Consider the following 12959-nt stretch of genomic DNA (forward strand, 5'->3'; position numbering starts at 1 on the left):
CGACTGCAGCATCGGCTCGCGTCCGCTACGAGCGGACGCGTGTACGGCGGTGAGGACCGGTGGGTCAGATCCCCAGCGCGGCGCGGGCTTCCGGGATCATGCGCAGGCGCTCGGGAAACAGCCGGGAGCCGACGCGCATGAGTGCGAGGATCGCTCGGAACTCACGCTCGCGGGCCGCGCTCCACGGCACTCCCCAGATCCGGCGGACGGATTCGGGGAATGCGCCGAACATCAACGTCTTCACCGGCCGCCCCGTCAACTTCTCGAGGACGGCGGGAAGGGGCCGGGGGAGTGCGGCGAGTTTCGGCTCGAGGGTTGCGATCACGTCCTGTTCGTCGACGAGTTGCTGCATCCGCCGGGTTCCGGGCGACATCGCGAGCTTGTCGGCGACCCCTCGGTCGACGTAGGCGCGAAGAGCTGCCACGTCGTCCGGCATGTCCTGCTCACGGACGCCGAACAGCATGCCGAGCCGGCAGCTCTCCCGGTAGAAGGCCTCCACCTCCGGTGCGGGTTGCGGACCGAAGCAGACCTCGATCGCGTAGATGAGCGATTCGATGGTGGTGAGGTGGACCCACGTCCACACGTCGCGGTTCCACGCGTGGTATCTCCGGCCTTCGTAGTCGAGTCCGGTGATGGGGCGGTGCATCTCCCGCAGTTCGCGTGCCGAATCGGCGACGTTCTCGCCGAAGTAGATGCGGTAGGTGTACGCGAGGGTGTTCTCCGCGCGTACCGACGGCTCGGTGAACGACTTCGAATGTTGTTCGAGCGCAACCATGACGGTGGGGTGGGTGCCCTGGAGGGAGAGCGCCCGGAACAGGAACATCGGCCAGATGCGGCGATCTGCCAGCAACCGGACGAAGGTGCGGTCGGCGACGGGTACGTCGTCCTCGATGTTTGCGCGAACACGCTGTGCGGGAGTGACTTCCATTGCCGGACTCCTCGGGTTCGATGGCTGGGGAACGGATGCGGACATCAGCTGTCGGTGGAGGGCGTCGAGGGCACGATCAGGAAGGACAGCATGGTCCGGGCCACCCGTCGTACCCCGTCGTCGGTCGCGGTGGCGCTGCCCAGATCGGGTGCGAGCCACACGCTCGCGAAGAATCGCGAGACGATCTCCGCGGCGGTGGCCGTGTCGAACGTGATCCCCGCCCGTTGTGCGGTGAGGTCGAGTTCGTGGCGGACCGACGTGAGCAGCGCAGCGGTGATCTGCGGATCGTGCAGGAGGGGGAGGGCGGCTCCGTCGTCGACGAATCGTCGTGCGACCGGGTGGTGGCGAACGGTGCGGACCGCTTCGACGATCCATTCGACCGCGCGCTCGTACGGGTCCTCGATGTCGTCGATGGCGGCGTGGAACCGCGTGACGAGCTGATCGAGCTCCCACGCGAACGCGCGACCGAGCAGTTCCTCTTTGGTGTCGAACCGCCGGAAGACCGTCGCGCGGCCGACGCCGGCCTCCGCCGCGACGTCGGCCACGGTCGTCCGCTCGAGGCCGTGATGGCTCAGGCAGCGGATGGTGGCCGCAAGGATTGCGGTGTCGGTCGGATCGGCGTCGGCGCTCTGGCCGATCAACGCTCCCACGAGGAGCGAACGCACGGGGGTGATACCCATAGTTCGGGGACGGTATCACCGATCTCACAACGACAAAAGGATGTGTTTCGGCTAACTTCACTTATGAAGCGAGGCGGGAGTCCGGTCGGGACGGAAGAAAGAAAAATACAGAATCTCCGGCCCTGAGATCTCCCCTGCAGGAAACAGCATCCAAGACGAGGAGCCGAGACCGTTTCCTCCACCAGGGCGTCTGCCAGGATGTCCGATTTGTGGTTCGATGGTGATCGTGGCCGCATTGATTTGGTTGATCGCCGGAGTGGCGTTGGCGGCCGGCGAAGCGCTCACGGGCGATTTCGCGCTGCTCATGCTCGGCGGTGCAGCGCTCGTCACCGGCGGTGTCTCCGCGGTGACCGATCTGCCCGTCTGGATCGACGCGGTGATCTTCGCCGTGACCTCGCTGGTTCTGCTGCTCGGTGTCCGGCCGATGCTGAGGCGGCGGTACTCCCAGCCGCCCGCTCTGCCGACCGGGATCGACGCTCTCCCGGGCAAGCACGCCTTGGTCCTCGAGCAGGTGGGGGAGCATTCCGGGCGCGTCAAGATCGACGGTGAGGTGTGGACCGCCAGGCCGCTGGACGCCACCGAGGTATACGAGCCGGGAACGACAGTGACAGTGATGCAGATAGACGGCGCGACTGCCGTCGTGTGGAGGGGTGTCTGAGGATGGAAGCTCTGATCGTGCTCGCCGTAGTGGTGGCACTGGTCGTGGTGGTCGTGGCCAAATCGGTATCGCTGGTACCGCAAGCGGAGGCCGCGGTCATCGAACGTCTCGGCCGGTACTACCGGACGGCGTCGGGTCAGCTCACCTTCCTGGTGCCCTTCGTCGACCGCATCCGCGCGAAGGTCGATCTACGCGAACGTGTGGTTTCGTTCCCGCCGCAGCCGGTCATCACCCAGGACAACCTCACGCTGAGCATCGACACGGTCGTGTACTTCCAGGTCACGAACCCGCAGGCGGCCGTCTACGAGATCAGCAACTACATCGCCGCGGTCGAGCAGCTCACCGTCACCACGCTCCGCAACGTCGTCGGCGGTATGACCCTCGAGGAAACGCTCACCTCCCGTGACTCCATCAACGGCCAGCTCCGCGGGGTGCTCGACGAAGCGACCGGCCGATGGGGACTGCGTGTCGCCCGGGTCGAACTCAAGAGCATCGATCCGCCGCCGTCGATCCAGGAATCGATGGAGAAGCAGATGAAGGCCGACCGCGAGAAGCGCGCGATGATCCTCACGGCCGAGGGTCACCGCGAATCCGCGATCAAGACCGCCGAGGGCGACAAGCAGTCGCGCATCCTCTCCGCCGAGGGTGCGAAGCAGGCCGCGATCCTCGAGGCCGAGGCCGACCGGCAGTCGCGGATCCTGCGCGCGCAGGGTGATCGCGCGGCACGGTACCTCGAGGCCCAGGGCGAGGCGAAGTCCATCGAGAAGGTGTTCGCCGCGATCAAGGCCGGCAAGCCCACTCCGGAGCTGCTCGCCTACCAGTACCTGCAGACCCTGCCGCAGATGGCCCAGGGCGATGCGAACAAGATGTGGGTGGTGCCGAGCGACTTCGGCAAGGCGCTCGAAGGATTCGCGCGGACGCTCGGTGCACCCGGCGAGGACGGCGTCTTCCGCTTCGAACCGAGTCCTGTCGACGAGGAACTGCAACGGCCCGAGGACGACAGTGACGAGGTCGAGGATTGGTTCGCGACCAAGCGCGACCCCGAGGTGGCCCAGGCCGTTGCCGAAGCCGAGGCGGTCGCGCGCAAGCCGGTCGATCCCGCGGTCCGTACGGGTCTCGCCACGGCGGGGACGCAGGGTGCCGGTGAAGGACAGTCGGCGTTGCCCGCAACGCCGCCGGCGCAGCGCTGGATGACGAACGACGCATCCGAGCAACCGGTCGAGCCGCCGCAACAGCAGTAACGGAAACCGATTCGAGTGGGAGGGCGCGCCCGTCGGCGCGCCCTCCCACTCGTCATCGGCGGCCGAGCATCGGCAGTGTCATCGCCACCATGATGAGACCGGCGCCCGCGGCGGCGAGCACGGTCACGGACTCTCCGAAGGCGACCATGCCGATCATCAGCGCGACCACGACTTCGAGGTAGGACAGGCCCGACAGTTCCGCGGCGCGGAGGTGCTTTCCCGCGACGACGAGCAGCCCCAGCGCGAACAGACCGCAGACGACGAAGAACCCACCGGCCCACAACCAGTGCGTCGCGGTCATCCCCGACATGTCGGGTCGGGTCACCGCGACCATCCCCCCTGCCGCGACGGCACCGAAGACGAAGTTCCACAGGGACCGGACGTCGGACGGCATGTCGGTGCGATAGCGGTAGCACAGCAGGGCCCCGCCGTAGAAGACTCCCGAGGCAGCGCCCAGCACGGTACCCAGCGTCTCGTGCTCGCCCCCGGACGACTCACCGCCCACCAGGCCGGCGGCGAGCAACATCCCGGCGAACGCCGTGCCGATCGACAGGGCGTCGAGGCGACCGACCCTCTCCTTCAGGAACACCCGGGCGAGGGCCGTCGCAACGACGGGGCCGAGGTAATGGAGAACCACGGCACGGGACAGGTCGGTCAACACCGTGGCGGACAGATAGGTCGCGAGGGACAGTCCGAGAAGCACACCGCCACCGACGACCGACCAGGACAGGCGGGTCCGGCGCAACTGTCCGAGGCGGCGGGACAGCGCGATCAGGACGAGCATGCCGAGCGCTCCGACCGCCATCCGCCCGAGCGTCAGTGCCTCACCGAGCACCGCGCCTTCGGGAGTGGCCTTGCGGCCGAACAATCCTGCGGCGCCCATCGCGGTCGCGGACAGCACGATCGCGGCGATCCCGAGTCGCCGGTTCGTACGCGGCGTCGACTTCGGGGCGGGGGAGGGAAGGAGAACAGGGCCACGCGACTCGGTCGGTGCAATATCGGCGCGCTGCTCGAGCAGCGCATCATCGGCGCGCAGGGGCGCGGACAGCGAATTATCGGCGCGCGAAGGCGCGCCCAGGGAAACGGTCACACGTCTACCTCGGGTCCAGGGTGCACGACACGAGCACCAGCGGGTGTTGTCGTTCCCCGCTCTGTCATCGGACCTGAGAGCTTTCGCGGACGGAGCCGCTTACACCTTCGGTGAACCCGGAAGAGTTGCTTTCCAGAGGAGCCTCGCCGTGGCGGTCTGGGGGCCTGAGAGATTCCCGGGGAGGTTGCTCCTTCGGCGCCCGCTGTGTGCGGGACTCTCCCGCCGCGGTTCGGTGGCTGTTCAGTTGTCCGTCGAGTATCTCATGGACTCGTCGTGACCGCGCCGCAGGGGACATCCGGTGCGCGTGCCCCCAGTTCGTTGCGAGTGCCCGCGGTGCGGAGACCGGATGGTTAGCTTGGTCGACATGAGTGTTCTGCCGAGATCGTGGATGCAGTTGCGGATCGCCGCGGGCGTATACCGATTCCGGGAGAGCCTGTTCGCGCTGCCCGCGCTGGTCGTCGTCGCCGGAGCCGTGCTGGCGGAGGTGAGTGGCTACATCGATCGGGCCTTCGGCCCCTTTCCGTGGGGCATGAAGATGAACAGCAACGCCGCGATCTGGCTACTGAGCACCGTGGCGGGTGCCACGATCACCACCGCCGGTGTCGTCTTCTCGTTGACCGTCGTGAGCCTGCAGTTGGCGAGCAGCCAGTTCTCGCCGCGGGTGATGCGGTCCTTCATCCGGGATCGGGCCAGCCAGACGGTGATCGGGATGCTGGTGGCGACCTTCGTCTACTGCGTGCTGACGCTGCGCCACATCGGCGCGGACGACGCCGCACCCGCCCCGACGCTGTCGACCACCCTCGCGGTGGTCCTCGCGGTGTCGACCGTGGTGCTCATCATCGCCTATCTCAACCGGCTGGCCCATGGTCTGCAGGTCGGGGAGGTGGTGCGCAGCATCGCCTCGGAGGCCGAGAAGGTCATCGCGAACACGAGCCGGAGTGCGCAACGCGAGATCCGCGTCGACCGGGTGCCGGAGCCGGATTTCACCGAGGGGGCGACGGTGCACGCCCCGCGCGACGGTTGGGTGACCCAGGCGCCGGCCGAGCTCGCTCTCGCCGTGGCACCGCCGGGTTCGGTCGTGCGGATGGAGACGCGTCCCGGCGCGTACATCCACTGCGGGGAACCGCTGCTGCGGATCCATCCGAAGCCGGAACGGGCGGTGATCCTGCGGCGGCTCGAGGCGGCCGTGGAGATCTCGAATACGCGCACCATGCAACAGGACGTGGACTTCGCGCTGCGGCAACTCGTCGACATCGCGCTGCGCGCGCTGAGCCAGGCGATCAACGACCCGACGACCGCCACCGAGGTAGTGCTCCGACTCGGCAGTCTGCTGCGCACCTTGCTGGTCACCGGCAGTCCGGTGCCGGCGATCGAGGGTGCGGACGGCCGGATCCTGCTGCGTCCGTGGATCCTGTCGCCCGACGAGTACATCGAGCACGCCTTCGAACAGATCCGGCAGGCCGGTTCGGCGCAGCTGCACGTGGCCACGGCGCTCGCCCGGGTGCTGCGCATGCTCATCGATCATCTCTCCGAGCAGGGGCGCACCGAGCCGGTACCGGCCTTGCAACACCAGTTGCGTCTGCTCGTCGACGCGGTGATGGCCCGGCCCGAGTTCCGTCCGGAGGACCTCGAACGTTTCCGCGCCGTCGCCGAGGGGTCCGCGGATCCCGCAGAGCATCGGACGGACTGATCGGCCCGGGGTGTAGGACCGATGGGAGACGGCTATCCGACTGTCGACAGGAAGCGGGCCGATCGGGAGGACGACGACATGGCGACCCACTTCTCCGTCGGTGACCACGTCCGATGGAACTCCGAAGCCGGATACGTCGAGGGTGTGATCATCGCGAAGCACACGGAGGACGTGGAGTTCAAGGGACGCACGCGGCGGTGCAGCGAGGACGAGCCGCAGTACGAGATCCGGAGCGACAAGACCGATCACGTCGCGATGCACAAGGGGAGTGCGCTGAAGAAGACCTGACGGTGAAGATCCCCGCTCAGGTGATCAGCGCCTGCCCGACGCCGCACACCGCGACCGCCCACAGCACCGAGGTGGATGTACCGATGATGAACTGTTCGGAAGCGTTCGGTTCGCGCAGTTCGGGATAACGGGCGAGACCCTTCACCGCCATGATGACGGCGATCCCTTCGGGCCATCCGGCGAGGATCGAGGCGGTGACCGCTCCGCGTTCGAGCACGCCGATGACGCGTCCGCCGCGGAGCGGGCCCGGGGGAGGGGTGGGCTCGGGACCGGCGTCGGGTTGCCGGCGCGCGATGCGGAACGCCACGAGGACCGCGGGTCCGCCCCCGGTGATCGCCGCCGTGGCGGTGAGGATCAGCGTGGCCGCGAGCGCGACTCCCTGAACCGGTGTGGTCGCGGTGGCGGCGAGGGCTGCACCGGCGAGACCCGCGATGCTCAACGAGGCGGCCGGCCACACCGGCATGCTCGGGCGTAGCGCGAGTGCGGGTGCGAGAGCGGCCACGGCCAGGCACACCAGTGAGAGGACGGTCAACGGTCGGCCCTTTCCAGGAGTCGGCGCACGAGTTCGCGTCCGGCCAGTTCGGCCTGCCAGCCGGCGGTGGCGAGGCGCTGGGACACCGCTTGTTTGCTGATGCCGAGACGCTCGGCGATCCGCGCCTGCGACAGGCCCTGACGAGCGAAGTCGACGGCCTCGTGCCCCTGGTCTGTGCGGCGCAGGACGACGGTGGCGAGCAGGGTGAGCGCGGCGTCGACGTCGGCGGTGACCTCGGTGTCGTCGCCTTCGGCCGCGACCTGCCCAGGGGCGTTCTTGGCGCGTTCGACGGCGGTGCGGGCGTGTTCGAAGGCGGGTCCGCGGCCGGCGCGTGTCTGTTCGGGGAGCGGGGTCTCCACCGGGCCGATTCCCACCCCGATACTCCAGCGTTCCCTCCGGAGGAGGTCGAGGACGAGATCGACGACGAGGGCGGGATTGTCCGCGACGGCCTGGACCTCGTCGCCCGCGGTGCGATCGAAGGGCCGTACCAGCGGAACGTCCTGCAGTTCGGTGAGGAGGTTTGCCACGCGGTCGATGTCTCGGCGGCTGCGCCGCTGGTCGACCGTCAAGACGAACATGTGTCAAGTGTGAGGGCTTGATTCCGGATAATCAATACCTGAAGCTTGACGAATCGGTGCCGCGTAGTGATGCGTACAGGCTATCGGGCCGGCTCGTTCCCCGTCAGCTCATGATGTGCTGCTCGACGCGCTGAACCGCGGTCCCGGGCACGAGACCGGTGGATGACCCCGGCCGTGCTCGCCGTCCGTGGCCCGATCCTGGCCGACTATCTCGCCGCCGGGTCCTGATGCGGATCGACGACGGCGTCGAGCGCCGAACCGGCGGGCTCGGGGAGCCGGGCCTCGAGCAGCAGTCCGGCGAGACCGAGCGCGATGCACACCCCGGTGATCACCATCAGCCGCGGATCGGTCTGCCCGGTCAGGGCATCGCCGAGGAGCACGACCGCCACGGTGCCCGGCAGGATGCCCACCACCGTCGCGAGTGTGTAGGGGACGAGACGGACCGCCGAGACCGCGCAGCAACAGTTCACGACGAAGAACGGGGCGGCAGCGATCAACCGCAGGGAGCCCACCGCGAGCCATCCGCGGCGTGCCAGCCGCAGATCGATCGCTTTCGCCGCCGGGTGTGTGAGACGCGATTCCACGGCCTTGCGTCCGACGGCCCGCACGAGCAGGAACGCGAGGACGGCGCTGACCGTGGAGGCGGCGACCGTCACGCCGATGCCGACGGCACTGCCGAACAGCACGCCGGCGCTGAGGGTGAACACCGTGCGCGGAATCGGGGCGATCGTGACCAGGGCGTGGACGGCGAAGAACGCCAGGACCAGTGCCGGGCCGTGCACCGATTCGGACCACTCCCGGATCTGGGCGATCGACGGATGCGGCACCACGAGAGCTACGACGACGAGCGCCGCCACCAGGCCCAGGATGCCGAGCACTCTGCGGTCTGCGGCAAGCCTCGTCACGAGCGTCCACACTACCGGCCGGGCAGTGTCTGCTTCCCCGCGAGCAGAGTGGCGAAGGCGGCACGATACCGTTCCGGTCGAGGACGTCGTTATCGAGCGCTAGAAAAACTGTGGTGATCCCCACAACGACCGCGCGGTGTGTGGGGATAGCATCACACCGAAGGCAACCTACCCTTTTCGAGGTTGTCCACCTCCGGCCGACAACGCCGTCCGTACAAAGCCTGCAAACCCGCAGTAGGAGGAATCGCCCGTGTCATTAGCTGCAGAAGCCGAGGATGCCGCGCGCGCATATGCGCAGTGGCAGGACGCGGTGGCGGGGGTGCTGGCCAAGTCCCGACGCGTCGACCCGGCCGAACTCGGACCCGAGCCGCAGCGTCTGCTCGAGACCACGACCTACGACGACGTCACCGTCGCGCCGCTGTACGGCCTGCGCGACGAGCGCGACGAAGCGCCGCTGCCCGGTGAGTTCCCGTTCGTCCGCGGCGGCTCGTCCACGCGCGACGTCAACACCGGCTGGCTCGTCGACGTCCGGTTCACCGGCACCGACGCGGCCTCGGTCAACGAGCGCATCCTCGACGCCCTGAACAACGGTGTCAGCTCGGTGTGGCTCGGTCTCGGCGCCGGCGCGGTCCCCGTGGACGCGCTCGACACCGCGCTGAGCGGTGTGCTCCTCGACCTCGCGCCGGTCCGTCTCGACGCCGGTGCCGATGTGGTCGCAGCAACCACCGCCGTGTACTCCGTGCTCGACAACCGCACCGACATCGAGGACCGCGCCGCCGTGCGCATCTTCCTCGGTGCAGCGCCGCTCACCAGCGCGTTCTCCGAGCGTCCCGACGTGTCTCTCGACGAGGCCGTCGAGCTGGCACGGGCCGCCGCCGACCGCACCGAAGGGGTGCGTGCCCTCACCGTGGACGGCACCGCCTTCCACAACGCCGGTTCGTCCGACGCCGAGGAACTCGGTGCCGCGATCGCCGCCGGCCTCGATTACGTGCGAGCACTCGTCGACGCCGGGGTTCCCGTCGCGGCCGCGCTCGGTCAGCTCGAGTTCCGTCTCGCCGCGACCGACGACCAGTTCCAGACCATCGCCAAGTTCCGCGCGGGTCGTCAGGTGTGGGCGCGCGTCGCCCAGGTCGCCGGTGCCCCCGAGGCCGGCAACGCTCCGCAGCACGCCGTGACCTCCGCGGCGATGATGGCCCAGCGCGATCCGTGGGTGAACATGCTGCGCACGACCCTCGCCGCCTTCGGTGCGGGTGTCGGTGGCGCCGACGCCGTCACGGTCCTGCCGTTCGACTCCGCACTGCCGGCCGGTGTGCTCGAGGTGTCCGAGGCGTTCTCCGCGCGGATCGCCCGCAACACCCAGCTGCTGCTGCTCGAGGAGTCCAACCTCGGTCGCGTTCTCGATCCCGCCGCCGGTTCCTGGTACGTCGAGGAGCTGACCGCGCAGATCGCGGAGAAGGCATGGGGCTTCTTCCAGGAGATCGAGGCGGCCGGTGGCTACCGCGCCGCTCTCGAGGCGGGGCTGATCGCCGAGCGTGTCGCGCAGACGCGTGCCCGCCGCGAGTCCGACATCGCGCACCGCAAGTTCTCGGTGACCGGTGTCAACGAGTTCCCGAACCTGGCCGAGAAGCCGCTGCCGGTCGGTGTCGCCGAGGCCGGCGCGTCCGCCGCGCGGTACGCCGCCCCGTTCGAGGCGCTGCGCGACCGCTCGGACACCTACCTGGCCTCGCACGGTGCCCGCCCGCGGGTGCTGCTCGCCCCGCTCGGACCGATCGCCGAACACAACGTGCGGGCGACCTTCGCGGCGAACCTGCTCGCCGCCGGTGGCATCGAAGCGGTCAATCCCGGACCGCTCGATCTCGACGCCGACCTGTCGTCCCTGGTGGGCGACACCGGAGCGTCCGTCGCCGTGCTGTGCGGCACCGACACCCGTTACGGCGAGCAGGCCGGTACGGCCACCGCTGCGCTGCGTGCGGCGGGGATCACGACGGTGCTGCTGGCCGGACCCGAGAAGGCCGTGAAGGACGCGCAGGGCGACGATCGTCCGGACGGCTTCCTCACCGCGCGCATCGACGCCGTCGCCGCCCTCACCGACCTGCTGAACACTCTGGGAGCGTAAGTGAGCATCGAACACGAAATCGGCAGCTTCGCCGACGTCCCGTTGACGGACCCGGCAGCGCCGGCGCCCACCGCTCCCACCGCGGAGCAGGCCGCCGCGCTCGTCGAGTCCGTCGCCGAGGCGAACAACTACAGCACCGAGGACGTCGTGTGGTCGACGCCCGAGGGCATCGACGTCAAGCCGGTCTACACCAAGGCCGACCGCGACGCCGTCGTCGCCGAGGGCTATCCGCTCGGCAGCTACCCGGGTATCGCCCCGTTCGTGCGCGGGCCGTACCCGACGATGTACGTGAACCAGCCGTGGACCATCCGCCAGTACGCCGGCTTCTCCACCGCCGCCGAGTCCAACGCCTTCTACCGGCGCAACCTCGCGGCCGGCCAGAAGGGTCTGTCGGTGGCCTTCGACCTGGCCACGCACCGCGGCTACGACTCCGACCACCCGCGCGTGCAGGGTGACGTCGGTATGGCCGGTGTCGCGATCGACTCGATCCTCGACATGCGTCAGCTGTTCGACGGCATCGATCTGTCGCAGGTGTCGGTGTCGATGACCATGAACGGCGCGGTGCTGCCGATCCTGGCGCTGTACGTCGTGGCGGCGGAGGAGCAGGGCGTCAAGCCCGAGCAGCTGGCCGGAACCATTCAGAACGACATTCTGAAGGAGTTCATGGTCCGCAACACCTACATCTATCCGCCGAAGCCGTCGATGCGGATCATTTCCGACATCTTCGCGTACACCTCGGCGAAGATGCCGCGCTTCAACTCGATCTCGATCTCCGGCTACCACATCCAGGAAGCCGGCGCGACGGCCGACCTCGAGCTGGCCTACACCCTCGCCGACGGCATGGAGTACATCCGCGCCGGACTCGACGCGGGCATGGACGTCGACAAGTTCGCGCCGCGCCTGTCGTTCTTCTGGGCGATCGGCATGAACTTCTTCATGGAGGTCGCGAAGCTGCGCGCAGGTCGCCTGCTGTGGAGCGAGCTCGTCGAGAAGTTCGGGGCGAAGAACCCGAAGTCGAAGTCGCTGCGTACCCACTCGCAGACCTCCGGCTGGTCGCTCACCGCGCAGGACGTCTTCAACAACGTCGCCCGCACCTGCGTCGAGGCGATGGCCGCGACCCAGGGCCACACCCAGTCGCTGCACACCAACGCGCTCGACGAGGCGCTGGCGCTGCCCACCGACTTCTCGGCGCGCATCGCCCGCAACACCCAGCTGCTGCTGCAGCAGGAGTCGGGCACCACGCGGCCCATCGACCCGTGGGGCGGCTCGCACTACGTCGAGTGGCTCACCCACGAGCTCGCCAACAAGGCCCGCGCCCACATCGCCGAGGTCGAGGCGGCCGGCGGTATGGCACAGGCGATCTCGGAGGGCATCCCGAAGCTGCGCATCGAGGAGGCGGCCGCCCGCACCCAGGCGCGCATCGACTCGGGTCGCCAGCCGGTCATCGGTGTCAACAAGTACCAGGTGACCGAGGACCACGAGATCGAGGTCCTCAAGGTCGAGAACTCGCGTGTGCGGGCCGAGCAGCTGGCCAAGCTCGAACAGCTGCGCGCCGACCGCGACGAGGAGGCCACTCGCGCCGCCCTCGACGCGCTCACCCGCGCCGCCGGTGCGCAGAGCCAGGGTCTCGACAACAACCTGCTCGCGCTGGCCATCGACGCGGCCCGCGCGAAGGCCACCGTCGGTGAGATCTCGGACGCCCTGGAGAAGGTCTACGGCCGTCACCAGGCGGAGATCCGTACGATCAGCGGCGTGTACCGCGACGAGGCCGGCAAGGCCACCAACATCACCGCCGCGACCGAGCTGGTCGAGAAGTTCGCCGAGGAGGAGGGCCGTCGCCCCCGCATCCTCGTCGCGAAGATGGGCCAGGACGGTCACGACCGAGGCCAGAAGGTGATCGCCACGGCCTTCGCCGACCTCGGATTCGACGTCGACGTGGGACCGCTGTTCCAGACCCCCGAAGAGGTCGCCCAGCAGGCGGCCGACAACGACGTGCACGTCATCGGCGTGTCGTCGTTGGCCGCGGGTCACCTGACGTTGGTCCCTGCCCTCAAGCAGGCACTGGCCGAGGTGGGCCGCGAGGACATCATGATCGTCGTCGGTGGTGTCATCCCGCCGGGTGACTTCGACGAGCTCTACGCGGCGGGTGCGGCGGCGATCTTCCCGCCCGGCACCGTGATCGCGGATGCGGCGACCGGTCTGCTGACCAAGCTCGCCGCGCAGCTCGGCCACCACCTCGGAGGCTGACGTCGG

At 68.7% G+C, this 12959-nt stretch carries 12 protein-coding genes and 1 riboswitch; of the genes, 6 read left to right on the top strand and 6 right to left on the bottom strand.

Annotated features, from left to right (window positions below; translation table 11 throughout):
• Positions 1–64: 64 nt before the first annotated feature.
• Positions 65–928 carry an oxygenase MpaB family protein gene (locus LPH33_RS11425; protein WP_229568051.1) on the bottom strand — a complete coding sequence of 288 codons (864 nt, stop codon included), beginning with the start codon at positions 926–928 and terminating at the stop codon, positions 65–67.
• Positions 929–972: 44 nt separating this feature from the next.
• The gene (locus tag LPH33_RS11430) at positions 973–1608 is read right to left on the bottom strand and encodes a TetR/AcrR family transcriptional regulator (RefSeq protein WP_159418417.1); all 636 of its coding nucleotides are present in this window, start codon (positions 1606–1608) and stop codon (positions 973–975) included.
• A gap of 217 nt (positions 1609–1825) precedes the next feature.
• Between LPH33_RS11430 and LPH33_RS11435 the strand changes: the two genes are divergently transcribed.
• Complete coding sequence (locus LPH33_RS11435; RefSeq protein ID WP_060653287.1) at positions 1826–2266, top strand: NfeD family protein; 441 nt, start codon at positions 1826–1828, stop codon at positions 2264–2266.
• A gap of 2 nt (positions 2267–2268) precedes the next feature.
• Entirely contained in the window at positions 2269–3507 is a 1239-nt protein-coding gene (locus tag LPH33_RS11440) for an SPFH domain-containing protein (RefSeq protein ID WP_160875078.1), read from the top strand.
• A gap of 52 nt (positions 3508–3559) precedes the next feature.
• Here the strand turns inward: LPH33_RS11440 and LPH33_RS11445 are convergent, their stop codons facing one another.
• The gene (locus tag LPH33_RS11445) at positions 3560–4597 is read right to left on the bottom strand and encodes a DMT family transporter (protein WP_229568053.1); all 1038 of its coding nucleotides are present in this window, start codon (positions 4595–4597) and stop codon (positions 3560–3562) included.
• 142 nt (positions 4598–4739) lie between these two features.
• Positions 4740–4829: riboswitch (glycine riboswitch) on the bottom strand.
• Between the two features lie 132 nt (positions 4830–4961).
• Here LPH33_RS11445 and LPH33_RS11450 point away from each other — a divergent pair.
• Both LPH33_RS11450 and LPH33_RS11455 read left to right on the top strand, forming a co-directional pair.
• Positions 4962–6287, top strand: coding sequence for a DUF2254 domain-containing protein (locus tag LPH33_RS11450; protein ID WP_229568054.1), 1326 nt, complete (start codon positions 4962–4964; stop codon positions 6285–6287).
• Positions 6288–6365: 78 nt separating this feature from the next.
• Positions 6366–6575, top strand: a complete 210-nt coding sequence (locus LPH33_RS11455; RefSeq protein WP_006551530.1) for a DUF2945 domain-containing protein — start codon at positions 6366–6368, stop codon at positions 6573–6575.
• Between the two features lie 16 nt (positions 6576–6591).
• Here the strand turns inward: LPH33_RS11455 and LPH33_RS11460 are convergent, their stop codons facing one another.
• The 3 genes from LPH33_RS11460 to LPH33_RS11470 form a co-directional block, all read right to left on the bottom strand.
• Positions 6592–7107, bottom strand: coding sequence for a hypothetical protein (locus LPH33_RS11460; RefSeq protein ID WP_229568056.1), 516 nt, complete (start codon positions 7105–7107; stop codon positions 6592–6594).
• Positions 7104–7685, bottom strand: coding sequence for a SatD family protein (locus LPH33_RS11465; protein WP_160875084.1), 582 nt, complete (start codon positions 7683–7685; stop codon positions 7104–7106). The genes LPH33_RS11460 and LPH33_RS11465 overlap by 4 nt, the downstream gene beginning before the upstream one ends.
• Before the next feature lie 206 nt (positions 7686–7891).
• Complete coding sequence (locus LPH33_RS11470; RefSeq protein WP_229568321.1) at positions 7892–8563, bottom strand: TVP38/TMEM64 family protein; 672 nt, start codon at positions 8561–8563, stop codon at positions 7892–7894.
• Between the two features lie 277 nt (positions 8564–8840).
• Between LPH33_RS11470 and mutA the strand changes: the two genes are divergently transcribed.
• Together mutA and scpA are read left to right on the top strand one after the other, a co-directional pair.
• Complete coding sequence (gene mutA / locus LPH33_RS11475; protein ID WP_229568058.1) at positions 8841–10706, top strand: methylmalonyl-CoA mutase small subunit; 1866 nt, start codon at positions 8841–8843, stop codon at positions 10704–10706.
• Positions 10707–12953 carry a methylmalonyl-CoA mutase gene (gene scpA, locus LPH33_RS11480; protein ID WP_106199843.1) on the top strand — a complete coding sequence of 749 codons (2247 nt, stop codon included), beginning with the start codon at positions 10707–10709 and terminating at the stop codon, positions 12951–12953.
• The last annotated feature ends 6 nt before the right edge of the window (positions 12954–12959 follow it).

It is taken from the genome of Rhodococcus sp. RDE2, from assembly GCF_020885655.1.
GTDB classification, from domain to species: domain Bacteria; phylum Actinomycetota; class Actinomycetes; order Mycobacteriales; family Mycobacteriaceae; genus Rhodococcus; species Rhodococcus pyridinivorans.

Bases quoted from the DNA above. Each gene is read 5' to 3' on its own strand.
- LPH33_RS11425 (WP_229568051.1), bottom strand. From the start codon at position 928: ATGGAAGTCACTCCCGCACAGCGTGTTCGCGCAAACATCGAGGACGAC.
- LPH33_RS11430 (WP_159418417.1), bottom strand. From the start codon at position 1,608: ATGGGTATCACCCCCGTGCGTTCGCTCCTCGTGGGAGCGTTGATCGGC.
- LPH33_RS11435 (WP_060653287.1), top strand. From the start codon at position 1,826: ATGGTGATCGTGGCCGCATTGATTTGGTTGATCGCCGGAGTGGCGTTG.
- LPH33_RS11440 (WP_160875078.1), top strand. From the start codon at position 2,269: ATGGAAGCTCTGATCGTGCTCGCCGTAGTGGTGGCACTGGTCGTGGTG.
- LPH33_RS11450 (WP_229568054.1), top strand. From the start codon at position 4,962: ATGAGTGTTCTGCCGAGATCGTGGATGCAGTTGCGGATCGCCGCGGGC.
- LPH33_RS11455 (WP_006551530.1), top strand. From the start codon at position 6,366: ATGGCGACCCACTTCTCCGTCGGTGACCACGTCCGATGGAACTCCGAA.
- LPH33_RS11465 (WP_160875084.1), bottom strand. From the start codon at position 7,685: ATGTTCGTCTTGACGGTCGACCAGCGGCGCAGCCGCCGAGACATCGAC.